We start from the raw sequence: 24,812 nt of genomic DNA on the forward strand, positions 1-24,812 counted from the left end.
ATCAATCGATGAAGATCATGGCCGGCGTTTCCAGCAGCAGCTTGATCCGTTGCACGAACTGGGCGGCATCAAAACCGTCGATCACGCGATGGTCGAAGCTGGATGACATGTTCATGATCTGGCGCGGCACGAAGGCCGCGCCGTTCCAATACGGTCGGATGGCGATCCGGTTGACTCCGATGATCGCGACCTCCGGATGATTGATGATGGGCGTCGTCACAAGCCCGCCCAGCGCGCCGAGCGAGGTGATCGTGATGGTCGAGCCGGTAAGTTCGTCGCGGGTGGCGTTGCCGTTGCGAGCCGCTTCGGCGAGACGCGCAACCTCGGTGGCGCAATCCCAGATGCCGCGCGCTTCCGTATGCCGGACGACCGGGACCATCAGGCCGGCCGGCGTCTGCGTGGCGATCCCGATATGAACGCCGGCGTGCTGGCGCACGATCCCGGCCTCATCATCGAAATGAGCATTGAGATGCGGCTGCTCGGCGATCGCGCGCACCATGGCGCGCATCAGGAACGGCAACAATGTCAGCTTCGGCTTGCCCGGCCGCTTCTGGCCGTTGACCTTCGTGCGCAAATCCTCGAGCGAAGTGACGTCGACCTCTTCGACATAGGTGATGTGCGGAATGCGCGAGCTCGCAATCGACATCTTTTCGGCGATCTTGCGACGCAAGCCGACGATCTTGATGTCGGTGACCGCGGTTTGCGCCGCATACGGCGATGCCGCCGTCCCGGCGCGGCCGCGCGCGAGCTGGGCGTCGAGGTCATCGTGGGTGATCCGGCCGGCCGGTCCCGAGCCGGATATCCGGCGCAGGTCGATGCCTGCTTCACGTGCACGAAGCCGGACGGCGGGAGCGGCCAACGGCCGGTCGCCTGTAAGGGATGGACGCGTTGCGGAGGAGTGCGATTTCACCGCCTCGGACGGCACGCTCGTGGACGGGCGTGGAGCGCTCGCGGCATGACCCGGCGTTTTGGCCGAAGCGCTTGCCGCAGGCGATGCGAGCTTCGCCGACGCCGGCTCGCTCTTGTCGTCCACCTCCAGCCGAACGAAATCGGAGCCGATGGCGAGCAGGTCGCCCACCTTGCCGGCGAGCCAGATGACGCGTCCGTCGGTGGGTGAAGGGATTTCCACCGTCGCCTTGTCGGTCATGACGGCGCCGAGCACGGCGTCCTCACGCACGACGTCGCCAACTTTCACATGCCATTCCACGAGCTCGGCTTCGGCGATGCCTTCGCCGACGTCGGGCAGCCTGACCACGCGCTCGGCCATCTCAGGCCTCCAGCGTTTCGATCAGCGCACGGCCGATCCGAGCCGGTCCCGGGAAGTAGTCCCATTCCTGCGCGTGCGGGTAGGGCGTATCCCAGCCGGCAACGCGAACAATCGGTGCCTCCAGATGATAGAAACACCGCGTTTGGACCAGCGCGCAGAGCTCTGCACCAAAGCCGGATGTAAGCGTTGCCTCATGCACGATCACGCAGCGTCCGGTCTTCTTGACCGACGTTTCGATGGTGTCGAGATCGAGCGGCAGGAGAGTGCGCAGATCGATGATCTCGGCGTCGATATCGGCTTCCGCCGCGGCCGTCTGCGCGACATGAACCATCGTACCGTAAGCAAGGATGGTGACGGCCTGGCCCTGCCTGCGGATCGCGGCGCTGCCGAGGGGAATGGCAAAGTGCCCGTCCTCGACCTCACCGAGATCGTGCTTCGACCAGGGCGTCACCGGCCGGTCGTGATGGCCGTCGAACGGACCGTTATAGAGCCGCTTCGGTTCGAGGAAGATCACGGGATCGGGGTCCTCGATCGCCGATATCAGGAGACCCTTGGCGTCGCGCGGGTTCGACGGCACCACCGTCTTGATACCGCAGACATGGGTGAACAGCGCTTCGGGGCTCTGGCTGTGCGTCTGCCCGCCAAAAATGCCGCCGCCGGTCGGCATGCGCACCACGAGCGGGCAGGTGAACTGGCCGTTGGAGCGATAGCGCAGCCGCGCGGCCTCGGAGACGATCTGATCGTAGGCCGGGTACATATAATCGGCGAACTGGATCTCGACACAGGGTTTCAGGCCGTAGGCCGCCATGCCAACGGCGATGCCGACGATTCCGAGCTCGCTGATCGGGGTATCGAAGCAGCGGCTCGTTCCGTATTTCGCTTGCAGGCCCTGGGTCGCGCGAAACACGCCGCCGAAATAGCCGACGTCTTCGCCGAACACGACGACATCGTCATCGCGCGACATCATCACGTCCATGGCGTCGCGGATCGCTTCGATCATGGTCCGCCGTGGCATGGTTCAGACTCCGGCTTCCTGGCGCTGGCGGCGCAGATGTGGCGGCATCTCGGCGAACACTCCCTCGAACATGTCGCGCGCCGTAGGCCGCTGCTCGGAATGGAGCGTACCGTAACTCTCGGCTTCCTTCTGCGCCGAGATCACGGTGTCGAGGATCTCGGCTTCGGTCTGCTTGTGTCGTTCCTCCGACCAGGCGCCGCGCACGATCAGATGGTTCTTCAGCCTGATCACCGGGTCTCCCAGCGGCCATGCGTCGGATTCCGTCTTGGGCCGATAGCCCGCGGGATCGTCGGAGGTTGAGTGGGCGCCGACGCGATAGGTCACGTGCTCGATCAGGGTCGGGCCGAGATTGCGGCGGGCGCGCTCGCAGGCCCATTTCGCCACCGCGTGGACCGCGAGGTAATCGTTGCCGTCCACGCGCAGCGACGGAATGCCGAAGCCGAGACCACGCGCAGCGAACGTCCCGGAGCCACCGCGCGCGATGCCCTGGAACGTCGAAATGGCCCATTGATTGTTGACAATGTTGAGCACGACCGGCGCGCGATAGGTCGAGGCAAACACGAGGGCGGCATGGAAGTCGGATTCGGCGGTTGCGCCATCGCCGATCCAGGCGACGGCAATCTTCGTGTCGTTCTTGATTGCAGACGCCATCGCCCAGCCGACCGCCTGGATGTACTGGGTGGCGAGATTGCCGGAGATCGAGAAGAAGCCGTGTTCCCGGGAGGAATACATCACGGGCAGCTGGCGCCCCTTCAGGGGATCGTGCGTGTTGGAGTAGATCTGGCAGGCCATCTCGACCAGCGAATAGCCGCCGGCGATGAGAAGTCCTGCCTGACGATAGGTCGGAAAATTCATGTCGCCGGGAAGCAGCGCCTTGCGGAAGGCGCAGCTCACGGCCTCTTCGCCCATATGCTGCATATAGAACGACGTCTTGCCCTGACGCTGCGCCATCTGCATGCGTGCATCGAAGGCACGCAACGTCATCATGTGGCGCAAGCCCTCCAGCAATTCGCTCTCCGAGAGCGCGCCGGCCCAGGGGCCGACGGCTTCGCCGTCGCGGTTGAGCACACGGATCACGGAAAAGGCGAGGTCGCGTATCGCCTCGGCGTCCACGTCGACGTTGGGGCGATCGACCTGGCCGGCGCGCGGAATGCGGATGTTCGAGAAATCGGGTTTTCCGCCCGGGCGCACCGCCGGTTCCGGTACGTGCAGTTTCAGGGGCACAGGCTCCGGCGAGCGAACTGGTTCGCGCCGCGAGCTCATGGTGTTATCTGTGAGGTTCTGGTCGGGCATTGGCATTCACCCCTCACCTCGATCGCATCAATGCAGAACAACGCGCCAACGCGCCAACGCGCCGAACGAGCCGGTCGATCATGTCGCGGTCGTCGATATCTATGGAAGCCGAGATACGGCATTCGCTCGCGTCTGCTCGTGCGCTGACGGCGGCAAGCCGAAGCCCCGCGACGCGCGTCTGGTCGAGCAGGCGGCCGAGTGCGGCGTGCATATCGCTGGTCTGAAGTTCGAGAAGAAACACCGCATATGTCTCGTTTTGTTGGTATATCGTACTGGCAAAATTCAGGATTGTTGTTCTTTTAATCTGGGTATAGCCTAGGTTTGCGGTATGGATTTTCTGCATATCAACGGCAATCCCAGAACGGAGTTCTCGGTATGGCGCCAGTCGGACGTGCCACAGGGCCGGCCAAGGCACCGCGCAAGGATGCGCTTCGGCTCGACGAAATCGATCGCAAGATCCTGCGCGCCTTGCAGCAGGACGCACGCCTGACGACGGCGCAACTCGCCGACAAGATCGGGCTCTCGACCACGCCATGCTGGAACAGGCTGAAGCGCCTGGAGACGCAGGGCTATATCGATGGCTATGTCGCGCTGCTCAATCAGGACAAGCTCGGCTTGCCTGAGACCGTCATCATCGAGCTGACGCTCGATCGCCACGACGAAGAGATGCTCGAACGTTTTGGTCAACTGCTCACGGGCTTGCCGGAGGTGATCGAGGCCTATCTCACCACGGGCGACTACGATTACGTCGTGAAGGTCGCGGTCGAGAGCACCGCCGGCTATGAACGCTTCCTGCGGGAAAAGCTCTATCGCATCCCGGGTATCCGCCACAGCCGGTCATCGTTTGCGCTGCGCTGCCTGAAGAAGCTGACCTCGGTGCAGGTTTAGTCAATGCGTGTGCGGCTTCCCAATGGTTGGAAGAGTGCGGCTTGTCAGAAAGCACTCTTCTTGCCGATGATACCGACATAGCGCGCCCCGAACCGCTAGATCAGAAAAACCAAACAGGGGGTCAGAAAAAGCGCCTTGCATGAAGCCGGGGCACGCCGCTCAGCTTGCGCCAGCAAAAAGAAAGCCTCTTGCAGGTGAGGAAACGATGATTGCGAGCAGTCCCTCCAGCACGAGAGCACGACACCGTCGTGCCTTTGGATCCGGCTGCCGTCGTGATTTCCCCCTATCTGCCGGACGTACTGGCTCTCTCGGATCGCATCCTGGTCGCCAACCGCGGAAAGATCGTCGAGGAGATCAAGGCGACAGAGGCACCCGAGCAGCAGATCATGTATGCGGCCGTTCACGAGGGGCTTGCTTGAACCGATGAATGGGAGTGCTGCGATGAGAGTCGGAATTATTGGTGTCGGGCTGATGGGCCACGGTGTCGCAAAGAACGTCGTTGCGCGCGGCGGCTTCCCTCTGGCCTTTCTCGATCATCCCGGAAATCAGCCCGTGGACGATCTCATCGGCCTCGGCGCTAAGGCCTGCAAGACTCCCGGCGAGATCGCGAACGCATCGGATGTGATCATCCTCTGCGTAACGGGCTCACCTCAGGTCGAAGCGATCCTCACGGGCGAGACCGGCGTTCTGTCTCGCCTCCGCAGGGGGACCATCATTGTCGACTGTTCGACGGCGCTGCCGGACTCGACCTTGCGGATGGCTGCCGCGGTTGAAGCGGCGGGAGGACGCTTTCTCGATGCGCCCATGACACGCACCGCCAGGCACGCGGAAGAAGGTACGCTGAACCTGTTGGTTGGCGGCGACGAAGCGGACCTTCGGAGCGTTTGTGCAGTCCTCGCGTCTTTCACCGAAAATGTCGAACATGTCGGCCCGGTGAGCTTTGGCCATCGGCTCAAGCTGCTCCACAACTACGTGTCGATCGGTTTCATGGCGCTGCTCGGCGAGGCTGCGGCGCAGGCGGCTGAGGCAGGCGTCGATCCGGCGATCTTCGTGGACGTTCTCGCCAAGGGCGGCGGGGCGGGCGTTGCGCTCCAGCGCATGGCGCCGGCGATCGTGACGGGCGACGTCGGCGCCGTTCCATTCTTCATCGGCAATGCGCTAAAGGACATCTCCTACTACCAGACGATGGCGAGCCACTCCGGAGCGTCCAAAGCGATCGCTGACGGTGTTGGCGCCGCCATTGCGGCCGTGGTCGAGAGCGGCCATGGCCAAGCCTATATTTCGGACCTGGCGCGGCTATTCCGCAAGACGAAGTCGGCAGCCTAGGCGGAATTACTGTTGAGACAAGGAAAGCAAGTCAATGACCAGAACCGATATCCGATTTCCCGTGGATGGCCGAACGCGCCAGATGTTCATCGATGGCGCATGGGTGGAGGCCCGCTCGGGGAAAGTGTTCGAAACGCGCAATCCTGCGACTGGTGAGGTGATTGGTCGTGTTCCGCGGGGAGATGCCGGCGACATCGACGCCGCAGTCAGCGCCGCCCGCCGCGCTTTCGTCGGACCGTGGAGCCGGTTCAAGCCGTTCGAGCGGCAGGCTCTGCTCCTGCGTATCGCCGATCTGTTCGAGAAGCATTGGGAGGAGATCAGCCAGTCCGACACCGCCGACATGGGCATGCCGATCGTCAGGACGCGGGCGAACAAGCTCCGCGTGCTCGGCATGCTCCGATACTACGCCGGCATGGCGACCGCGATTCACGGTCAGACCATCGACAATTCGCTTCCGGGCGACATCGTCTCGTTCACGCGGAAGGAGCCGGTCGGGGTCGTCGGTGCCATCATTCCGTGGAACGCGCCCACGGCGGCGTCGGTCTGGAAGATCGGGCCGGCGCTTGCGACCGGTTGCACGATCGTGCTCAAGCCCTCCGAAGAAGCACCGCTGACGCCGCTCCTGATCGCGGATTTGATGAACGAGGCAGGTGTACCTCCGGGCGTCGTCAACGTCGTGACCGGGACCGGGCCGGAGGCGGGTGCGCCTCTTGCCGAACATCTCGGTGTCGACAAGATCGTCTTCACGGGATCAACAGCGACCGGGCAGGCCATCATCCGCGCCTCTGCCGGCAATCTGAAGCGGGTGTCCCTCGAGCTCGGCGGAAAGTCGCCCGTCATCGTCTGCGCCGATGCGGATCTCGACAAGGCAGTCCCGATTGCCGCGATGGCGGCGTTTGCCAATTCGGGCCAGATCTGCATCGCCGGCTCCCGCTTGTTCGTCGAGCGATCGATCCACGACGAATTGGTCGAACGGCTCGGGAAGTTTGCCTCGGGTCTGAAGATCGGAGATGGCGCGGATCCCACGACGGAGATCGGACCTCTCGTTTCAGAGCGGCAGCTCGACAAGGTCGAAGGCTTCCTGAACAGCGGACGCGACGAGGGCGCGAAGGTCGTGACCGGAGGCCGGAGACTGAGGGAGGGGAGTTTCGCGAAGGGCAATTTCGTCGAGCCGACCGTGTTCGCGGGCGTCTCCGACGAGATGCAGATCGCCCGGGATGAAATCTTTGGTCCGGTCATTTCCGCGCTGCCGTTCGACACGCTCGATGAAGCCGTGGAACGAGCCAACGCGACGCCATACGGGCTTGCGGCGGGTGTCTTCACGCGTGACGTGAGCAAGGCCCACATCGTCTCGCGCAGTCTGCGCGCCGGTTCGGTCTGGGTGAACACCTATCACGCCATTGATCCTGCATTGCCCTTCGGCGGCTACAAGATGAGCGGATACGGCCGTGAAGGCGGCACCGAACAGCTCGACGAATATCTGAACACGAAGGGGGTCTGGATCAAGCTGGACTGACCCGGACTCTGTCGCGTCCGCGGTCAGTCGCGACGAGACATACCCATCGAGCCCATCGAGCGTTTCACCCGAGCGACGGCGTGCCGGCGTGCGATCCCGTTTGCGCGCTGCCGTGAGGGAAATGGCGTGACCATCACAAATTCAACTCACCGAGCGAGTATCATGAAGGACAATTATAGAATTGCGGTCGTGCACGGCGACGGTATCGGACCCGAAGTGGCCGGTGCGGCGCTTTCGTTGCTGCAAGCCGGAGTTCAGGCCGGCACGCTCCAATTCGAGGAGTATCCGGCAGGCGCCACTCATTTTCTCGAGACGGGGGATTCGTTTCCGGCCAGCTCCTTTGAGGGCTGCCGCGCAGCCGACGCGATCCTCCACGGTGCGGCCGGTATTCCCGGTGTCGTCCATCCCGATGGGACGGAAGCGGGTCTCGATTTCACCTTGCAGCTTCGCTTTAAGCTGGACCTGTTCGCCAACGTGCGGCCCATCAAGCTGTACAAGGGGGTGCCGTCCCCGCTCGGGCGCCCGGGCGCGATCGATTACGTCATCGTCCGGGAGAACAGCGAAGGCCTCTATGCCGCGCGCGGCGCGGGCGCGCTGCTGAGGGAGGAAGTCGCCGTCGACACGCTGGTCCAGACCCGCAAGGGTATCGAGCGCATCGTCCGCTTCGCGTTCGAGCTTGCCAGGACCAGGAACGGTTCGCCGAAGGACGGACGGCGTCGCGTGACGTGCTGCGACAAGGCCAATGTGCTGCGGACGTATGCGTTCTTCCGCGCGGTCTTCGATGAGGTAGCCAAGGACTATCCCGATATCGAAGCCGAGCACGTCCTCGTTGATGCGATGACGGTTCATCTCGTCAACAAGCCGTCCCATTTCGACGTCATCGTCACCGAGAACATGTTCGGCGACATCATTTCCGATCTCGGCGCGGCGACGGTCGGCGGCATGGGCATGGCTCCGTCCGAAGAAGTGGGCGACGGGGTCGGCTTCTTCCAGGCTTCGCACGGCTCGGCTCCCGACATCGCGGGGAAGGGACTTGCGAATCCCTATGGAACGATCCTGGCGTCGATCCTGATGCTGCGGCGTCTGGATCAGCGCTATCGGGATAGCCGGCTGCGCCTTGGTGCCGACAGGATCGAGGCTGCGGTACGCACCGGCCTGGAGGACGCTTCGCTGAGGACGCGCGACATCGGCGGTCATGCGACCACCGATCAGGTCGTCGATGCGCTCATGAAGCTGCTCTAAAGTGCCATGAGATGAGGCTTGATCGCTGCAATCAGTGCCCGTTGAAGCTGCTGCCGCGCCCTCCGTCCTCATCCTGAAAGTCATTTCGCTTTAGAGCATGTCCCGGACTCGAAAGGTGCGAAGCGGCTTCTCCTCGCGACACACACGGAGCGTTTGCGCGGAGATCATGCTCAAACAAAAAGCGAGGGCATCAGCGAAGGTCAGCTAGGCTCGAACGGATCAATGCAATCAGTTGCTCGGTGTTCGGGCGTCGCACCTGTCCCCGCCCCGTGATCAAGCCGATTCGGCGAAGCTTGATTTGATCGGAGATCGGGACCACACGAAACCGCTGCACGCCGGCCTGCACCAGCGCGACCCTCGGCACGATCGCGATACCGAGGCCGGACGCTGCGAGGGCGAGCGCCGTCGTGGCCGCTTGGACTTCGAACTGCACATCGAGGCGGACGGCAAGCGTCTCCAGCGTCTCGTCGATCAACCCTCGGACTGCAGTCGTCTTCGACAGCAGGATGGCCGGCTTTTCGACGAGATCGGCGAAGCTGACGCTCGATTGCCCCTCGTCGAACACCGGCGGTACGCATGCAAAAAGCGGATCCTCGAGGATCGGCTCGAATTCGTAATCCGCCATGTCGGGGACCTCCGGGCCAATGCCGAACTCGACATCCTGACGTTTCAGCAGCTCAAGCATCGGCGTCGTGGAGAGCTCCATGAGCTGCACCTGGCTCCGCGGATGGCGGACCTTGAATGTGGCCAGGATGTTGGGAAGCCATCCGGACGCAAGCGTCGGAACGCAGGCCATTCGAATGTGGCGGCTGCGGGATTGCGCTGATTCCGTCAATAGGTCGAGCCCGGACTGCACTTCCTGAAGCGCGCGCTTCGCCTGCTCGAACAGGATCCGCCCCTCAGGCGTGAGCAGCACCTTCTGCGGCGTTCTGCGGAAAAGCAAAACGCCGATCTGCTCCTCCAGGTCGCGGATCTGCATGCTTATCGCAGACGGTGATCGGTTCGATTCCTCCGCCGCTTTCCGGAAGCTTTCGTGCTCGGCTGCGAGCAGGAAGGTATGGAGAAGCTTGAGATTGATGTTCGACAAGTCTTTTGCCTGGGTTCAACGATTATGCGCGCCTGATGCGGAGCAGATGAGGTCCATCTTTTGCTGGAACGTCATTCAGTCCACAATATCCTGCACCGATGGGGACGTATATCGCGCGCGAGAGCCGGCCGTCGCGCGATCAGACCGGAAGCGCAGTTGCAATGCAGCAAAGCTCCGCGGATCGTTATTCCGCAATCATCCGGAGCGGGAGGCGGACGGCAGTACTTTGCGCAAAGAGGCCGCTCTTGGGCACAATCTTCCGAACCAATGCGAAGCTCGATGAAGCTCGATAATGCCGTGACCGGTCTAGCTCGGTTGCACGATGTTGGCACCGAACAGACGCCACGTTCGGAGCTCTTGCGCATTCCGTTGCTTCGGCTCGCTACTAGGCTGCCAGCCCTTCAATTGCCGCTCGCCTCATCCGCGGGATTGGATGAGATAGCCTTGGTTCGTTGGCGTGGAGAAGTCTCTGGTCGAGTTGTGCTGACATCTCAAGATTGATCCAAATCGGCTCAGCCGTGCTCATTGGCAGTCAGCTGTGCGCAACCGCCCTGGGCGGCAGAATATCGCCGATGTCCTTCTGCCGGATCTTTGGCGCATATGCCTGATACAACTGGTCGAGATAGGCTGCTACGTCGACGTCCAGCATTGACGGTTTTGAACCAATATCCCAAGTCGTCAAACGCACAATTACCGTCCGCCAGATGTTGGTCCATTCCGGATGATGGTCTCTTTGGTCAATAAAGCGCGCAGCGGTATTCATAAAATGGATCGCGTCGCGGAAGCTCTTGAATTCGAACTTTCGCACCAGCTCGGTCTTGTCTCCCTTTTCATCGGCGCGTGTCACGATTTGCCAAGTGGGCAGTCTTTCCGCCAGAACTTTGAGATTCTGTTCGTCTAGAGGACTTATCGTTAAAAGGGGGAACGGATACGCGACGTCTACAGAGGCAGGCTTTCTGCCGAGCAGAATGCCGACCTCGTTCACAAACTCGGCCATATCACGTTGCACCCCTTCGAGATCCATTGTCCGCGCCTGAATGTCGAGTAGCGGAGCAATCGAGGGCGGTAGAGCCTGCTTTGCTGGGAGGGTTGCCCCCTCTATCAAGACTGGAAGAATCTTCTTCTTGCTGCTCAGGCTGACCTCGATCTCCCGACGAACCCAATCGTCCTGGAGGTCGATCCGGCGGCGCCCGAACTCGTCCGCAATGGACAGCCAGGCTTTTCCGATGACGATCAAGACGAGAGAAGAATTGATCAGGCGTTGCTCGATCTGTTCAGCCCAGACATCGGCAGTCCGGATGTTCTGTGTATCGATAAAAACCGAATCTTGACCATAGGCAGCGCTCAATTGAGTCGCGAGCCATTGTGAGAATATTGCGCTATCGAGTCTACGATAGCTGATGAAGATGTCGCACTTTGGAACCACGCTCGGCCCCCGTCAGTTGCTCCGCGGTAACTATACCACCTGCATACGCGCATTTCCATCTGGTTCATGTCCACATGGAGCCATTGGTGGCTGAGCGAGCTGACGCAGGCTGTTTCGCTCTCCGTCAACCCCTCCTCGCAAAAATATTCCACTTTACCGAAATTCGGATTTGTCGTATGTGTTCGCGCATCCCGGCTCATTCTCGAGGGGCGATCATGAGGTCGTCATTGTCGCGAGCCGGGCTTGCGGTGGACGCAGCAGCGTCGGGCGCGAACAGCCAGGGGCAGGGCGGATTGCTCTCCGTGAGCCCCAAGGCATCGTGCGGACGAACGGCGCTGTCAGGTTGGTCTCGCCTGTAAGTTTCGCAGCTCCGTCGACAGGGCTGGGGAAAACTGCGGCGAAATGGCGAACCGTGCGTACGGCAAAACCGTGTGGTCCTGGCCGCCGTTGCTACGGTCAAGCGCTTGCGAATGCGGCAGTCGCGTCAACCGGCGCGATGGCCGGTGAATTTCGTGAGGGCGAGGGAGGCCAGAAGGAATTCGGCTCCCAGGAGAGCGCGGCATAAGCCGTCCGACCATCGCGCAGGGAAGGCCGTGTGTTCGGCACCACCTGTATGCTGCTGTGCGGTCTTTTTGCGCGTGCTTTTCGCGCAGCAGACCGCGGGTGCGAGGTCAGCACCCGGCCTTCCCCATAGGCGTTAAGTTTGTTCTTGAGTGTTGGAATCACACGTGATTCCAAGGCGGGATGGCAGACGAATCGCTTCTGAACGAGGACTGGACGAGAGTGGTTACGCAGCTCGGCGGGGCTGCGCAGCTTGAAATAAGTGCGCGCCAGACGAAGGCTTTCGTGCGGCGGCGCCAAATTCCAGATGCGGTGGCGTTACTTCGGCTGATGCTGGCCTATTGTCTGGGTGAAAGAGGGTTGAGATCGACAGCCGCGTGGGCCGCTTCTGTTGGCCTTGCCGACCTCAGCAGCGTGGCGTTGTTCTATCGCCTGCGTCAATGTGGCGATTGGTTTGCAGTGCTGGTGGAGGGCTTGCTCGCTGCGGCAGCCCCGAAAGCGAGCCGAGGCCGCCTGATCCGCATTATCGATGCGACGACAGTGCCTCAGGCAGGACCGGCTGCGCGCAGGAACAGTGAGCTTTGGCGCGTTCATAGTGCATTCGATCTGCCATATGAGCGCTTTGGTCACTTCGAGCTGACAGATCAGCAAGAAGGCGAAACGTTTGACCGGATACCGGTGGTCAAGAACGAGATCCGCATTGCTGACCGCGCTTATCTACAACCTGACCGCATCGCCGCTGTGCGCGACGCCGGGGCAGACGTTTTGATCCGAGCGGGCTGGAAGAACGCACGTTGGCTTGATGCCAAAGGCCTTGCGTTCGATCTGATGGCCCAATTGCGTGCGGCGAAGGCGCACGGACTGATCGATCGGAGGATTTGGATCAAACGCAAGGACGGTGCGCCTCTGGCTATGCGTCTGGTCGCAGTCAAGAAGCCCGCCGGTGCAGTCGCGGCTTCGCGCCGTAAAGCCCGGCGCGACGCACAAGACGAAAACCGCGTCATCTCCAAAGAAACTCTGGAAGCCGCGGATTGGGTCATTCTGGTCACGTCGCTCGCGCGGGACGAGTTCTCCACCAAGGATGTACTCGCGCTCTATCGACTGCGATGGCGCATCGAACTTGGCTTCAAGCGACTGAAGAGTCTGATTGGTCTCAAGACGCCACCTGGAACCGATCCGCGCTCCGCCAAGCCCTACTTGCTGGCACACCTCTTGATCATCCTGCTGCTCGAGCCGCTTGCCCGCGACTTCGAGGACTCTCCCCGCTGGACGCAGGCCGCCTGACGGCACCTGGCGCTTGGCGTGTTTTGCAACAACTCGTTGCATCCTTGCTACAAGCGATCATTCCACAACCAACCATCCGTTGCTTTCGCCGCAGAAAGCGAGCGCTTGGGCGGCACCTGCGCGAGCCTCCTCGAAAACGTCCGTATCAATCGATGCTCGCGCTACCTTAACGCCTATGCGGCCTTCCCTGCGCCCTTGTGTCCCCGAAATCTGCCAGAATGTGGCAACGGGCGGTTGGATCAGAACCGCCCGTTGCCGGAACTGAGCCCGTTGCGCCCAAAGGCGACAGAGCCTGCTAAAGAGCAAGGGACAGCTCCGGTGTCTTCCTGAACCCGAACAGTTGCAAGGGCTGCGAGCCCGTACCAGGCAAGGAAGGGAGTGGATGATGACACAAGACGATCTGGTTGTCGTCGGCATCGATGTCGCTAAAGACAAGATTGATGCGTGCATTCGGACCGTAACGGAGCGGAAGACTTGCCCAACAACCGCGGCGGGGCGACGGAGCTTGATTGCATGGCTTCGCAAGCATCAGGTCGGCAAGGCAGTGATGGAGGCAAGCGGCGGCTACGAGCGGGTATGGGCCAAGGCGTTGCGCCAAGCAGGGCTGGAAGTACGGATCGTCGATCCCAAACGGGTTCGCCACTTTGCGGAATCGGCGGGACGCCTTGCGAAAAATGACAAGATCGACGCGGAGATGATCTCCTGGTTCGCCGAGACATTCGGCGAGGCTCCCAGCCAAGTCGACAATCCCGCTCACGAGGAGATGAAGGCACTGGTGAAGGGACGCCAAGGCCTGCTTGACGTCAGGGCTCGCCTGGAAATGCAGAAGGAGCATGAGGCGCCGGCCCTTGTTCAGAAGGCTCGCGCGCGTCTTCTTAAGAAGCTGGCTGACGAAATCGCCGCGCTCGAGACCGCGATCGCGGCGACGATCAAGACAACGCCGGACTTTGCCAAACGCGCCGAGATCATCCAGAGCGTACCAGGCTTTGCTGAGGGGACCGCAATGGCGCTGCTTGGAGGACTACCGGAGCTGGGGCAGGTGAGCGACGAAGTTGCCGCCGCGTTGATGGGCGTTGCTCCTTATGACGACGATAGCGGCAAACGTCGAGGTGAACGCTGCATCAAGGGTGGCCGCCGCTGGGTGCGAAATGCCCTCTACATGCCCTGTGTCGGTGCCGCAACGCTGAACAATCCGGTGTTCAAGGCCTTCTACGAACGGCTGATTGCCAAGGGCAAGCCGCCAAAGGTCGCGATCGTCGCCTGTATGCGCAAGCTGATCATCATCCTCAACACCATGATCGCGCGCGGCGAGACGTGGGATCCGAAGAAATACAGGGTGGCCTGACGAGCGCGCCTATCTCGCGCTCGGACCTCGGCCGAGCGCATGCAAAGCCAACAGACCGGTGAGCGGACGGGGTCAAGGCCGTCAGCCGCCGCAGGCGGGGGCGCGCCAGCGCCAGCCTTGAGGCCGGCCGATCGCCGGGCTACTTCGCCACAGTTGCTCTTGGCTTAGAGGGTGGAGCGATCAAGCAAAGCTCGGGCGAATTGCGCCGCGAGAATGCGAAGGCTCGCCGTCCGCCTTGCCGTGGCGGCGTTCCCGTCGGCGGCGTGGGCGTGACCCCCCGATCAAGGGCCGGCCGGCGCGTGCGGATTGCCTTCAAAGAGAAAGGCGTAAATGCGCCCGTCGGCGCCCACATAGAGGCGGTCCTGCGTCGCGATCAACGTCTGGAAGCGTCGGAGGCCGCTCAAGGGCTCGCTGACAAAGATCGGTTCGCCCGTATCGCCGCGGAAGGCGTGGAGCCGGTTGTCGCCTTCGGCACCAAGCATCCACACGATCGGATTGGAATGGCCATCCGTGGTGGTCACAATGGGGGAGCCACGGCCGCGGAGCGCGCCGCACCAGGCCGTGGCCATCGCCGGCGGCGAGCCAGGCGTGATCTTCAAGACGGTCAGATCGTGACCTCGGCCAGGTTGCGGGCAACGCACTCCGGACGCCTGGAAGGCAACAAAGATGTCATCGCCGACGCGATAAGCCGCCGGCGAGGTGACGATCGACGACTGGGATACTGTCGCGGCAGCCAGCTGGCCGCCAACGCCGCCGAGACCAGTTCGATCGAGGAGATAAGCCTTGCCATCCTTCCCCAGCGCCAGAATCAGCGCGCGAGTACCGTCGGCGCCGGGAACGTCGAGAGGAATCGGATTGCTGCCGCCGAGATCCACATCGCCGGCATCGAGTGCCTTCCAATCCGATGGTGCAAAATAGTCCTTCTTGTCGTCACTGCGGCGCAAGTCGGGGCCAAGGTGGAACACGGCTTCGCCGTCGCTCCAGGTCTGCGCGCCGAGCGTATTTCCGGTCGCAAAGTAGATGTCGCGTCCGGAGACGCTCAGACCGCCTGGCGCCCAGATGCCGCCGCCTCGCGCACGCGTTTCGAAGCTGACGTGCTTGCCAGGTTCATGAAGGGAGATTCCGACCACCCAGCCGTGAAAGTTTCCGCAATCACCAAAATGGCCGCTAAAGGCGACATAGACAGTGCCGTCGAGCAACGTGAGTGCCGCGCGTTGGTTCTGAACGCTCGGATCGAAATGTCGTCCTGCCTTGTGCAGAAGGTCGGCCACATCGATCGGCCAGCCCGGGAGAACGCTGCCATCCCTCGTCGAAAGCGCGAACACCTCATGGCGCGGACCGTTTCCCCGCTCCACGGCAGCATCGAAATAGATGGCCTGGGCTGCCGCGTCGATTGCGGGCGTCCCGGTGATGCCGAGAGGGTCGATATTCCCGCACGGAAGCGACGAACGGCGCACGGGACGGCCGACCACGCGCCTCCACAATTCCTTACCGGTCGTTGCGTCGAAGGCCTGGACGACGTCATCCTCGGTGGCCACGAAGAGCATCCCGGTGCTCGCGTCAGGAGGACGCCAGTACAGCGGCTGAGCGTATATCGAGCCCGCGACACGGGCGTTGAAGGCGCGATCCAGCTGAACCGATCTGGCTTTCTCCCAGGAGAGCGCAGGAACGACGTACTGGCCGCTTCGGCTGTTGTCGCCATGATAGGTCAGAACGGAGCGCTCTTGGGCGCGGGCGGATGGCGGCAAGAGCGCAAGTGCAAATAGTCCCGCCATCAAGACAGGACGTGCAGTCATCGAAACAACGCGTCGGATATTCATGAGCGCCCAACAGCCACGTGCTGCTTCCGTTCCACCACCTGTGCGGAGCGAAAGGCGTTTCACTCTTGGGCTCATCTCACTCTTGTCATTCTTGGGCTCATCGAGCGCAGATTCAATCGCTCTTCGCGAGGACGTCGGCGACCTCGTACAGATGAGGATCGATATCGTCGGTGAGGCTTCCGAACTGACTCCAGGCTTTGCGAAACTCAGGTGACTGGTGCGCCGCCCGTAGAAGGTCACGGCTTTCCCATTGAATGTAGTTCACGATACGACGCCCATCGAGGCTGCGATGCAGGCTGACGGAAATGAATCCTGGCTGACGCTGCATGAAGCGAGCTCGCTCCCTCATGAGCGACAGCGCTTCGGCCTGCTTCTCCGGTTCGGCTTCGATGATGGTAATTTGCGTCACCGGCTGCCGGCCGATCTGGATCTGTGGCATGGCAATCTCCTTTCATGACACTATCGATCGATCTCCCCAAACACGATGTCCAGCGACCCGATGATCGCCGAGACGTCGGCGAGCAAGTGGCCGCGGCAGATTGGGTCCATCGCCTGCAGATGCGCGAACGAGGGGGCGCGGATCTTGCACCTGTAGGGTTGGTTGGTCCCATCGGAAACCAGATACACGCCGAACTCGCCCTTGGCGGGCTTGGGCCGCATCCGGCATGACCCGAGCGCCGGACGCCGCGCGAAGCTCATGTATGGCAGGCACCCGTCCCCTTGGACGTCTGCTGCGGAGCGCTGCAAGCCTGATCCGGTCCATTGGGGCGTCGGACCGGCAACGCGACCTGAGCCTTGGTCGTTCCTAAAGCTCCCGCAGCCTCCTCCGGCCCCTTGCGAGGAATTGTGTGGCCGCATCGTGTTCCAGCCGGAACTCAGGAACGCGTGCGTTTGCATTCCGTTGAGCAGGGTGCAGGGCAGACGGGTCGAGCACGATTGGCTGCGACATGGTTTCTGTTGCGACACAGGCGCGGAGGCGGAGGTTTCGGAAGACCCGCATCTGCTCGATTGCGAAGGCTCCGTGTTCGTCCTGATCGGCGCGCGCGTCGATCCCGAGCGCGCCTATGGGATCGATATCGAGACCGAACACGAGACGGCTCGCAATGCCGGCATCTTCCGCCAGCTCAAGATGTCGCCGCGCGAGCGTCCCATCGGCCCGCTGACAAGGGCGAATGGCAATAGGGCGGTACGTGGTCGGTTTTTCAGGTACTCCAACGAAGGAGATCGCACATGAACCGGACAGTCGAACTCCTGGCGCAAGGCCAGAGCTGCTGGATGGATGATCTCACCCGGCAAATGATCGATAGCGGCGATCTGGCACGACGGGTTGCCGAGGAAGGCCTGCGTGGCATCACCTCGAACCCCGCGATCTTCGAGAAGGCGGTCGCGGAAGGCGCGAATTACGACCAGGACATCGCTCGCGCTGCGATGGCGGGCCGGTCTCCGGTCGGCATCTACGAAGAGCTGATTACCACGGACGTCCGGAACGCCTGTGATATCCTGCGTCCGGTTTACGAGGAGACCGCAGGGGTCGACGGCTTCGTAAGCCTCGAAGTCTCGCCCCATCTCGCTCACGACACAGAGGCGTCGATCGAGGAGGCGCGGAGGCTATGGACACTGGTTGACCGGCCCAACCTGTTCATCAAGATTCCGGGCACTCCGGCAGGCGTTCCTGCCATCGAGCAGCTGCTGTTCGAAGGCATCAACATCAACATCACGCTGCTGTTCTCGATCGCGCGCTATGAAGCGGTGGCTGAGGCCTACCTGCGAGCGCTCGAACGGCGGCTCGAAGCCGGTCGGCCGATCGAGCGCATCGCCTCGGTCGCAAGCTTCTTTCTCAGTCGCATCGATGTGCTCGTCGATCGGCTTCTGGGACAACGCATCGTGCCCGATCGCCCACCTCCCGATCCTGATCCGCGCGCTCTCCTGGGCAAGATCGCGATCGCCAACGCCAAGCTTGCCTATCAGACATTCAGCCATATCGTGGCGAGCAATCGCTGGATGGCGCTCGCCGAGAAGGGCGCGCGGGTCCAGCGAATGCTATGGGCGAGCACCAGCACCAAGAATCCCGACTATCCGGACCTCATGTATGTCGAGCCATTGATCGGTCCGATGACCATCAATACGATGACGCGCAAGACGATCGCCGCGTTCCGCGACCACGGCACCGTAGAAGCCACAATCACGCACGGCGTGCAGAGCGCGCGGCGCATGATGGAAGATCTGGAGCGGCTCGGCGTGTCGCTAGATCTGGTCACGGCCCAGCTCGAGAACGACGCGGTCCAGAAGTTCATCGATCCGTTCGATTCGCTAATCAAGCAGTTCGCTGCCAAGGGTGAGCGCGCCGTGGCTTTCGGTGACGTGGACGATCTGCGGGCAGAGGCCCGGCGGCTGCGGCAATTGGTGATCCGCATGACGACGGAAGCGGGCTCGGGTCATCCCACCTCCTGCATGTCCTGCGCCGACATCGTGGCGGCGCTGTTCTTCCGCGAGATGCGCTGGGATCCGCACGATCCGGCCGCGCGCAACGTCGACACATTCGTTCTGTCGAAGGGCCATGCGGCGCCGATCCTGTGGGCGGTGCTGCACGAAGCCGGCGCCATCATCGAGGATCCGCTGTCGCTGCGGCGGATCGACAGCACGCTGGAAGGCCATCCGACCCCGCTCAACCCGTGGGTCAGGGTCGCGACCGGATCGCTCGGACAAGGGCTGGCAGCCGCCAACGGGCTCGCAGCGGCGAACCGCCTGGACCGCATCGACGCTCGCGTGTTCTGTCTGCTTGGCGATGGTGAATGCTCGGAAGGGTCGGTGTGGGAGGCCGCGCAGTTTGCTTCGCTCAATGGTCTTGCGAACGTGACGGCGATCGTCGACGTCAACGGTCTCGGCCAGAGCGAGGCGGCGCCCTATCACCACGACACCCGGGTGTTCGCGCGCCGGTTCGCGAGCTTCGGCTGGCGTACGATCGAGATCGATGGTCACGATATGACAGCGATCCTCGCGGCTCTGCGGGCTGCGCATGATGGCGGCCCGACCGCGATCATCGCGCGTACGATCAAAGGCAAGGGGGTCTCGTTCCTGGAAGGCGCTGATGGATGGCACGGCAAACCGCTCGATCGCGAACAGATGTCGCGGGCGCTCGAAGAATTGGGTGATGCGCCGCCTCCGCCGCCGCTCGAGGCGCATCGGGTCGGCCAGGTGGCAAGCCCGCAGCGCGTGACCGCGTCACGCTCCGCGCCCGCCTATCGGCTGGGCGACAAGGTGGCGACCCGCGAGGCGTTTGGACGCGCACTGGAGAGGCTCGGCGGTGAGGAACATGCGATGGTGGCGCTTGATGGCGACGTCAAGAACTCCACCGGAACAGAGGCGTTCGCGGCCCGATACCCGGAACGCTTCTTCGAGGGTTTCATCGCCGAGCAGAACATGCTCGGCGTCGCCCTCGGCCTCGCGGCGGCAGGCAAGATCCCATGTGCAGCGACGTTCGCCTGCTTCCTCACGCGCGCTTATGACTTCATCCGCATGGCGCAGTATTCACGGCCCGCCCATCTCGTGCTGTGCGGCAGCCATGCCGGCGTGTCGATCGGCGAGGACGGCCCATCGCAGATGGGCCTTGAGGACCTCGCCATGTTCCGTGCCCTGATCGAGAGTACGGTCTTGTATCCGGCAGACGCGGTCAGCGCCGAGCGGCTGACTGCAACGGCGGCGCGCACCAACGGCATCGTCTATATCCGGACCACGCGGCCGAAGACGCCGGTGATCTACTCCAATGCGGAGGAGTTTCCGATCGGCGGAGCCAAGGTGCTGCGCTCGTCGCTGCAAGACCGCCTCACTGTGGTCGCGGCCGGTATAACCGTACATGAGGCGTTGGCCGCTTCCGAGATGCTCGACGCACGTGGCATCTCGATCCGCGTGATCGACGCCTACTCGGTGAAACCCATCGATGTCGTCACGCTGTCCGCAGCCGCTCGCGATACCGAGGGGCTGATCGTCGTCGAGGACCACGCGATCGATGGTGGGCTGGGCGATGCCGTGTCGACCGCGGTCGGCTCGACCGCGCCGGTGCATCGGCTGGGGATTGCACGACTGCCGCGCTCCGTCACGAAAGACGAATTACTCGACAGGTACGGCATCTCACGTCGGTCGATCGAAGCGAAGGTCCTGCAGTTGGCTGCCTGACCACGCGTACCGAGCGCACTTGCTGCGATTGGAGCCAGTTCCTTGATGAGTCCCCCGCCATCCTGAAATCAGGGTCTGATCTGCGGTGTCTCGTGAACGGCAGTCTTGGTGTTCACAGTTGGCATTCCGTCCGACTGGAAGCCTCCACCGGCCATGTGCAACGTGTCCCCAATCAACCCAGCCGCGAAACCATGGTGTGCGAGTTGCATTCGCGGCAGGGTGCCCCACCGCCCCTTCTCCGGATCGTAGCTTTGAACGGCCCAGAACGCCTTTGCACCTTCCCAGTCCTGATATTCACCTCCCGCGACGTAAATTTTGCCGTCTGCTACAGCGCCTGCCATTCCGCTGCGCCGGATCGGTGCGCGTCCTTTGCCAATCCACTGGTCGCGCGCCGGATCATATTCCTCGACGACATTTGTGTCCTCGGCGACCGTGATCTGCGCTGAACCGATCCTGCCGCCAATCGCGTAGATCTTTCCTCCGGCCGCCGCTGCGAAGAGATGGTTGCGCGGCGTCGGCATCGACGCGCGAACGCTCCATTGGTCGGTGGAGGGATCGTACTGCTCGACCGTCCCGAGCACGCGTTGCGGGCTCCCGGGGACAATGGCGCCGTTGGGGGATCGCGAACGTCAGCCTGAACTCCACCGATCAGGTAGATCTCGCCATTCAGTGCAACTGCCCAGCCTGCACCTCGCGGTGTCGGCATTGGGGCAAGCGGCGTCCAGGTGTCGGTTGCCGGATCGAAGACCCAACTGCTGTCGACGGGTTGCCAGCCGGATTCGTTCGTTGCCTCAGGTTCGCCCGCCGGATTTATGAAGCCGCCAAACACATATATTTTTCCGTCCAGCGCAGCCGTCATGACATGGTGGGCGGGTTGGGGCATTGCCCTCTTCTGGGCCCAGCTGCCGGCCTTTGTGTCGAAGACGTAGACGAGACCCAGCGGCCGATGGGTTCGCGTATCCAACCCCGCGAGCACATACCATTCGTCGCCTATGACGGTCCCCACGATTTCGCCGGCGGGTGCAGGGAGCGGGGAAGCCATCCGCCATTGAGCCTGCGCGTATACGTGGGAGACCGTACTCAGCGCTGCGATTGCGAGCAGCGAAGTCAAGCGCGCTCGAACTTTGCCCATCAGTTCCTCCGCCCAGTCATCATCCCATCGCGGCTCACAATCCAACTGTCCCGTCATTTCATGCGAGATCGCCAAGACCCTGCGCGATATCGAGGTCCCTACGATATGAAGGACCCTATGACCTCATGGGCCGATGAGCAGGCTCAGGCAGCAGGCGAGCTCTGGTTGTGCTGTTGACTCGGCCGCGCGATTCCATGCAGCGCTTTGGCAGTCCCTGCCGACTGGCGCACCAAATCGCTAAGCGACACGATCCCGACCAGGCGCTTGTTCCGGTCCATCACGGGCAATCGCCGCACCTGGATCTCACTCATGTTCGTGCAGACTTGAGATATGTCCTCGTCTTCGAAGCAGTATTTCACCTCCTGGCTCATCGCGTCACGGACCTTGCTGTTCGGCCCTTTGCCGTCCGCGATGCAGCGCACCGCAATATCGCGATCTGTGATCATGCCCACGAGTCGGTCACCGTCACGCACGGGCAATACACCACAATCGCATTCCTTCATCAGCTTTGCCGCGTCCTGGATCGTGTCGTTTGGGTTTACGAGTTTCGCGTCGCGGGTCATTACATCGCTGATCTTCGCTAATGCGGGCTCTTCCGACTGCAATCTCAACAGATGCGGGGGGCGCGCGTTCCAAAGACGAAATTGGTGGCTCCTGAAGAGGAACCCTTCTCCGCGACTCGGAAGCAACGCCATGAGTGGGTTCAAGAGCTCTTCTATTTTCCCAAAGGGCTTCCGTTTCCAATGGCCGAATCCGATGGGTTGTCTGCACCGTATTGCGAAGGCCTGCGCCAAGGCCAAGCGCGCAGGAACTCTTGCCTGTGGTCGAAGATTGACTCTGCGGGCCAGCGTCGCCGCCGATGGCTGGCCTGCACGGCCCCGCCTCCAAGCCCCCCATACCCCCCAGGGTGGGGCCGTGCTCCCAAGCAGGAGGTGCCATTGTCCGAGCCGACCGAGCAAGAGATCAGAGAACGCGCGCACCGATTGTGGGAGCAGGCCGGCAAGCCCGAAGGCCGCGAGGAGGAGTTTTGGCACGCGGCTGAGCAAGAGCTGCGCAACGAGGACAAGTCGAACACGATGCGGACGCCGGATACGCTGTGACCGACAAGACGTGCCCATTCTGCCAGGGTCTCGGATGGGTCTGCGAAAACCATCCGCTCCGAGTCTGGAGTGAGAAGCTGGGCGGCTGCCGCTGCGGCGAAGGCATGCCCTGCATCTGCAACACGACCGAAGACCCTGAAGTGAGAGTGGTGATCGTGGAAGCAGACACGACGTGGCACTAGCGGCGCCGTCTCGAAGGTGCGATAGGTCGAGCCCTTGGGCAACCCATCATGCGTCCGCACTAGAAACATTCTGATGGGTTCGCTTCGCTGCACCCATCCTACCGAGCCTGCAAAAAGAAAAAGCCGCCGGGTTCTTCACCCTGACGGCTGCGCAAAGTCCGTAGCTGTTGATCGTCTTCCCAGCCTCGTGCGTACCGCCGTTACCTTGTTTGCGGCCATGCCCAATCTTCATAGAGGACGGTGCGTGATTCTGCTGTGATTTGGAGCACACAGTGGAGGAGATTCCACGGGTTATGCGCGTTGCAGCTGTCCGGAACACCAGAGCCGTCGCCTGTCTCCCTCAGCTCCGATACCACGCCGCCAGATTCCACGTGATGGTGTCCCAGCCCGAGATGTCGATCATCAGGTTATTGGCGCCCGCGTTGACGACGTGGCGGGAGAGCAGCGGCAGGAACACGTGGGCCTCGCAGAAGATCTCGTCGACCTTCATCAGCAGCGCGGCGCGCTTGACCGGATCGAGCTCGTTCTGCGCGGCCTTGTAGGCCTTGTCGGCTTCGGGATCGGAATAGCGTGAATTGTTGCGGCCGAGCCATTTGTTGTCCTTGGTGGCGATCTCCCAGGAGACGCACTGGTTCAGCAAGCGCTCCGGATCGGGCTGCGGCTGCGTCGTATTGTACATCTCCATGTCGGCATAAAATTTCGAATAGGTGTCGGGATTGCCGACATCGGAGGAGAAGAACACCGAGGCGGTGACCGCCTTGATCTCGATGTCGATGCCGGCCTTCTGGCAGGCCTGCTTGATGATGGCTTGGGTCTTCTGGCGCGGGGCGTTGGTCGAGGTCTGGAATACGTATTTGAGCCTCTTGCCGTCCTTCTCGCGGATGCCGTCCGCGCCCCTGGTCCAGCCGGCCTCGTCGAGGATCTTGTTGGCCTTGTCGATGTCGAACGCATATTTCAGCTTGGGGGACTTGAACTGATTGGGCGCGTTGACGAAGCTCGCGGTTGCGATGGCGCCGCGTCCGTAGATGAACTTCTGGATCGAATCGCGGTCGATCAAGAGATTGATCGCGCGGCGAACGGCGGGGTCGGACAGCGTCGGGTGCTTGGTCTTGACGCTCGAACGCTCGCCGTCGACCTCGGTCCAGGGGTCCGTCGTGTTGAGGATGATGAACTCGACATTGCCGGAAGGCGTGATGTCGAGCTTGCCTTTGCCGCCCGCCTCCATGCGCTTGAGGACCTCCTCCTCCACCTGCATGTTCCAGGCGAAGTCGTATTCGCCGGTCTGCAGCACGGCGCGCGCCGCAGACACCGCGTCGCCGCCGCCCTTGACCTCGAGCGTGTCGAAATGCGGTTGGTTCTTGATGTGATAGTCGGGGTTGCGCTCGGCGCGGATCATGTCGCCCGGCTTGAACTCGACGAATTTGTATGGGCCGGTGCCGACCGGTTTCAGATTGCCTGGCGCTTCGCGTGACTTTGCGCCGATATAATCGCCGAAATGATGCTTTGGCAGGATCATCCCGACCGCGCCGACGAACGGATCGGCCCAGAACGGCGTCGGCGCCTTGAAGTTCACCTTGACCGTATGGTCGTCGATCTTGTCGACCTTGATGTCCTTGTAGGAGCCCGTGGTGTAGGCCGCGGTGGCGAGGTCGGCGGCGTACTGCCAAGTGAAGACGACGTCGTCGGCGGTGAAGGGCTTGCCGTCATGCCACTTGACGCCCTGCTTCAGCTTCCAGATCACGCTCATGCCGTCGGCCGCGAGGCCGCCGTTCGCCTTGGACGGAGCCTCGGCGGCGAGGCAGGGGATGAGGTTACCCTCCTTGTCCCAGCCGGCGAGCGGCTCGAAGAAGATGCGCGAGGCGATCTGGTCCTTGGTGCCGAGCGCGAAATGCGGATTGAGCAGGGTAGGTGCCTGCCAGAGCAGGATCTTGAGCGTGCCGCCGCCGCCCGCCTTCGTCGGCTTGTACGGCAGCGTGGCGTCCGCCATGGCCACATCGTGCCACACCAGGATCTGGCTCGCGATCGGCGCCGCGATTCCGACCGCGGCCATTGTCCTGATGAACGAGCGCCGCGACAGCGTGCCTTGCTTCACCTCCGCGACCAGATTGCGGATTTCGGTCTCGTCCATCGGATGATCTCCACCTCGCGAAGTAAC

General features: G+C 62.3%; 21 protein-coding genes and 2 pseudogenes. 10 read left to right on the plus strand and 13 right to left on the minus strand.

Annotated features, from left to right (window positions below; genetic code table 11):
* Window position 1: 1 nt before the first annotated feature.
* From P6U27_RS08365 to P6U27_RS08380, 4 genes are read right to left on the minus strand one after another with little or no spacing between them, the layout of a single operon-like run.
* On the minus strand, window positions 2-1,267 hold the full coding sequence (locus P6U27_RS08365; RefSeq protein WP_122401761.1) for a dihydrolipoamide acetyltransferase family protein: 1,266 nt from the start codon (window positions 1,265-1,267) through the stop codon (window positions 2-4).
* A 1-nt stretch (window position 1,268) separates the two neighbouring features.
* Window positions 1,269-2,282, minus strand: coding sequence for an alpha-ketoacid dehydrogenase subunit beta (locus P6U27_RS08370; RefSeq protein WP_122401762.1), 1,014 nt, complete (start codon window positions 2,280-2,282; stop codon window positions 1,269-1,271).
* A 3-nt stretch (window positions 2,283-2,285) separates the two neighbouring features.
* Window positions 2,286-3,545 carry a 3-methyl-2-oxobutanoate dehydrogenase (2-methylpropanoyl-transferring) subunit alpha gene (locus P6U27_RS08375; RefSeq protein WP_122401763.1) on the minus strand — a complete coding sequence of 420 codons (1,260 nt, stop codon included), beginning with the start codon at window positions 3,543-3,545 and terminating at the stop codon, window positions 2,286-2,288.
* Between the two features lie 43 nt (window positions 3,546-3,588).
* Window positions 3,589-3,918, minus strand: coding sequence for a hypothetical protein (locus tag P6U27_RS08380; protein ID WP_407193848.1), 330 nt, complete (start codon window positions 3,916-3,918; stop codon window positions 3,589-3,591).
* A 32-nt stretch (window positions 3,919-3,950) separates the two neighbouring features.
* Here P6U27_RS08380 and P6U27_RS08385 point away from each other — a divergent pair, with 32 nt between their 5' ends.
* The 5 genes from P6U27_RS08385 (at window position 3,951) to P6U27_RS08405 (ending at window position 8,547) form a co-directional block, all read left to right on the plus strand.
* Window positions 3,951-4,463: an Lrp/AsnC family transcriptional regulator gene (locus P6U27_RS08385; protein WP_122401765.1), complete on the plus strand. Its 513-nt coding sequence runs from the start codon at window positions 3,951-3,953 to the stop codon at window positions 4,461-4,463.
* Window positions 4,464-4,711: 248 nt separating this feature from the next.
* Window positions 4,712-4,882: a hypothetical protein gene (locus P6U27_RS08390; protein WP_160118798.1), complete on the plus strand. Its 171-nt coding sequence runs from the start codon at window positions 4,712-4,714 to the stop codon at window positions 4,880-4,882.
* A 22-nt stretch (window positions 4,883-4,904) separates the two neighbouring features.
* Window positions 4,905-5,789, plus strand: coding sequence for an NAD(P)-dependent oxidoreductase (locus P6U27_RS08395; protein WP_407193849.1), 885 nt, complete (start codon window positions 4,905-4,907; stop codon window positions 5,787-5,789).
* A 34-nt stretch (window positions 5,790-5,823) separates the two neighbouring features.
* Window positions 5,824-7,305, plus strand: coding sequence for an aldehyde dehydrogenase (locus P6U27_RS08400; protein ID WP_122401767.1), 1,482 nt, complete (start codon window positions 5,824-5,826; stop codon window positions 7,303-7,305).
* A gap of 162 nt (window positions 7,306-7,467) precedes the next feature.
* The gene (locus tag P6U27_RS08405) at window positions 7,468-8,547 is read left to right on the plus strand and encodes an isocitrate/isopropylmalate dehydrogenase family protein (RefSeq protein WP_122401768.1); all 1,080 of its coding nucleotides are present in this window, start codon (window positions 7,468-7,470) and stop codon (window positions 8,545-8,547) included.
* A gap of 190 nt (window positions 8,548-8,737) precedes the next feature.
* Here P6U27_RS08405 and P6U27_RS08410 read toward each other — a convergent pair whose 3' ends face one another.
* Both P6U27_RS08410 and P6U27_RS08415 read right to left on the minus strand, forming a co-directional pair.
* Window positions 8,738-9,634 (minus strand): LysR family transcriptional regulator, encoded by an 897-nt coding sequence (locus tag P6U27_RS08410; protein WP_122401769.1) that lies wholly within the window; start codon window positions 9,632-9,634, stop codon window positions 8,738-8,740.
* A 532-nt stretch (window positions 9,635-10,166) separates the two neighbouring features.
* Window positions 10,167-10,982 carry a 4a-hydroxytetrahydrobiopterin dehydratase gene (locus P6U27_RS08415; protein WP_244607924.1) on the minus strand — a complete coding sequence of 272 codons (816 nt, stop codon included), beginning with the start codon at window positions 10,980-10,982 and terminating at the stop codon, window positions 10,167-10,169.
* A gap of 822 nt (window positions 10,983-11,804) precedes the next feature.
* On the opposite strand from P6U27_RS08415, the gene P6U27_RS08420 reads away from it, so the two are divergent.
* A complete protein-coding gene (locus P6U27_RS08420; protein WP_122404748.1) occupies window positions 11,805-12,905 on the plus strand; it encodes an IS4 family transposase in 1,101 nt (366 codons plus the stop codon).
* A gap of 385 nt (window positions 12,906-13,290) precedes the next feature.
* The gene (locus P6U27_RS08425) at window positions 13,291-14,250 is read left to right on the plus strand and encodes an IS110 family transposase (RefSeq protein ID WP_122406484.1); all 960 of its coding nucleotides are present in this window, start codon (window positions 13,291-13,293) and stop codon (window positions 14,248-14,250) included.
* Window positions 14,251-14,531: 281 nt separating this feature from the next.
* Here P6U27_RS08425 and P6U27_RS08430 read toward each other — a convergent pair whose 3' ends face one another.
* From P6U27_RS08430 to P6U27_RS08440, 3 genes and pseudogenes are all read right to left on the minus strand, one after another.
* The gene (locus P6U27_RS08430; protein WP_122401772.1) at window positions 14,532-16,145 is read right to left on the minus strand and encodes a PQQ-binding-like beta-propeller repeat protein; all 1,614 of its coding nucleotides are present in this window, start codon (window positions 16,143-16,145) and stop codon (window positions 14,532-14,534) included.
* Between the two features lie 37 nt (window positions 16,146-16,182).
* Entirely contained in the window at window positions 16,183-16,509 is a 327-nt protein-coding gene (locus tag P6U27_RS08435) for an antibiotic biosynthesis monooxygenase (protein ID WP_122401773.1), read from the minus strand.
* A gap of 20 nt (window positions 16,510-16,529) precedes the next feature.
* Window positions 16,530-16,715: pseudogene (locus P6U27_RS08440) on the minus strand (NADH-quinone oxidoreductase subunit D); the annotation flags it as partial.
* Window positions 16,716-17,091: 376 nt separating this feature from the next.
* Between P6U27_RS08440 and P6U27_RS08445 the strand changes: the two are divergent.
* Together P6U27_RS08445 and P6U27_RS08450 are read left to right on the plus strand one after the other, a co-directional pair.
* Window positions 17,092-17,304 carry a hypothetical protein gene (locus P6U27_RS08445; RefSeq protein ID WP_129146092.1) on the plus strand — a complete coding sequence of 71 codons (213 nt, stop codon included), beginning with the start codon at window positions 17,092-17,094 and terminating at the stop codon, window positions 17,302-17,304.
* Complete coding sequence (locus P6U27_RS08450) at window positions 17,301-20,243, plus strand: transketolase (RefSeq protein ID WP_407193850.1); 2,943 nt, start codon at window positions 17,301-17,303, stop codon at window positions 20,241-20,243. The genes P6U27_RS08445 and P6U27_RS08450 overlap by 4 nt, the downstream gene beginning before the upstream one ends.
* A 68-nt stretch (window positions 20,244-20,311) precedes the next feature.
* Here the strand turns inward: P6U27_RS08450 and P6U27_RS08455 are convergent, their stop codons facing one another.
* The 3 genes and pseudogenes from P6U27_RS08455 to P6U27_RS08465 form a co-directional block, all read right to left on the minus strand.
* Complete coding sequence (locus P6U27_RS08455) at window positions 20,312-20,824, minus strand: Kelch repeat-containing protein (protein ID WP_407193851.1); 513 nt, start codon at window positions 20,822-20,824, stop codon at window positions 20,312-20,314.
* 164 nt (window positions 20,825-20,988) lie between these two features.
* Window positions 20,989-21,432 (minus strand): annotated as a pseudogene (locus P6U27_RS08460) (hypothetical protein); the annotation flags it as partial.
* Window positions 21,433-21,518: 86 nt separating this feature from the next.
* A complete protein-coding gene (locus P6U27_RS08465; RefSeq protein ID WP_162500551.1) occupies window positions 21,519-21,938 on the minus strand; it encodes a CBS domain-containing protein in 420 nt (139 codons plus the stop codon).
* A 375-nt stretch (window positions 21,939-22,313) separates the two neighbouring features.
* Between P6U27_RS08465 and P6U27_RS08470 the strand changes: the two genes are divergently transcribed.
* A complete protein-coding gene (locus P6U27_RS08470) occupies window positions 22,314-22,475 on the plus strand; it encodes a DUF2934 domain-containing protein (protein WP_122401778.1) in 162 nt (53 codons plus the stop codon).
* Window positions 22,476-22,997: 522 nt separating this feature from the next.
* On the opposite strand, the gene P6U27_RS08475 is transcribed toward P6U27_RS08470, so the two are convergent.
* Complete coding sequence (locus P6U27_RS08475; protein ID WP_122401780.1) at window positions 22,998-24,785, minus strand: peptide ABC transporter substrate-binding protein; 1,788 nt, start codon at window positions 24,783-24,785, stop codon at window positions 22,998-23,000.
* Window positions 24,786-24,812 lie beyond the last annotated feature (27 nt).

The organism is Bradyrhizobium sp. STM 3566, from assembly GCF_045571445.1.
GTDB classification, from domain to species: domain Bacteria; phylum Pseudomonadota; class Alphaproteobacteria; order Rhizobiales; family Xanthobacteraceae; genus Bradyrhizobium; species Bradyrhizobium vignae.

Bases quoted from the DNA above. Each gene is read 5' to 3' on its own strand.
- P6U27_RS08365 (WP_122401761.1), bottom strand. From the start codon at position 1,267: ATGGCCGAGCGCGTGGTCAGGCTGCCCGACGTCGGCGAAGGCATCGCC.
- P6U27_RS08370 (WP_122401762.1), bottom strand. From the start codon at position 2,282: ATGCCACGGCGGACCATGATCGAAGCGATCCGCGACGCCATGGACGTG.
- P6U27_RS08375 (WP_122401763.1), bottom strand. From the start codon at position 3,545: ATGAGCTCGCGGCGCGAACCAGTTCGCTCGCCGGAGCCTGTGCCCCTG.
- P6U27_RS08380 (WP_407193848.1), bottom strand. From the start codon at position 3,918: ATGCAGAAAATCCATACCGCAAACCTAGGCTATACCCAGATTAAAAGA.
- P6U27_RS08385 (WP_122401765.1), top strand. From the start codon at position 3,951: ATGGCGCCAGTCGGACGTGCCACAGGGCCGGCCAAGGCACCGCGCAAG.
- P6U27_RS08395 (WP_407193849.1), top strand. From the start codon at position 4,905: ATGAGAGTCGGAATTATTGGTGTCGGGCTGATGGGCCACGGTGTCGCA.
- P6U27_RS08400 (WP_122401767.1), top strand. From the start codon at position 5,824: ATGACCAGAACCGATATCCGATTTCCCGTGGATGGCCGAACGCGCCAG.
- P6U27_RS08405 (WP_122401768.1), top strand. From the start codon at position 7,468: ATGAAGGACAATTATAGAATTGCGGTCGTGCACGGCGACGGTATCGGA.
- P6U27_RS08420 (WP_122404748.1), top strand. From the start codon at position 11,805: ATGGCAGACGAATCGCTTCTGAACGAGGACTGGACGAGAGTGGTTACG.
- P6U27_RS08425 (WP_122406484.1), top strand. From the start codon at position 13,291: ATGACACAAGACGATCTGGTTGTCGTCGGCATCGATGTCGCTAAAGAC.
- P6U27_RS08430 (WP_122401772.1), bottom strand. From the start codon at position 16,145: ATGAGCCCAAGAGTGAAACGCCTTTCGCTCCGCACAGGTGGTGGAACG.
- P6U27_RS08435 (WP_122401773.1), bottom strand. From the start codon at position 16,509: ATGCCACAGATCCAGATCGGCCGGCAGCCGGTGACGCAAATTACCATC.
- P6U27_RS08450 (WP_407193850.1), top strand. From the start codon at position 17,301: ATGAACCGGACAGTCGAACTCCTGGCGCAAGGCCAGAGCTGCTGGATG.
- P6U27_RS08465 (WP_162500551.1), bottom strand. From the start codon at position 21,938: ATGACCCGCGACGCGAAACTCGTAAACCCAAACGACACGATCCAGGAC.
- P6U27_RS08475 (WP_122401780.1), bottom strand. From the start codon at position 24,785: ATGGACGAGACCGAAATCCGCAATCTGGTCGCGGAGGTGAAGCAAGGC.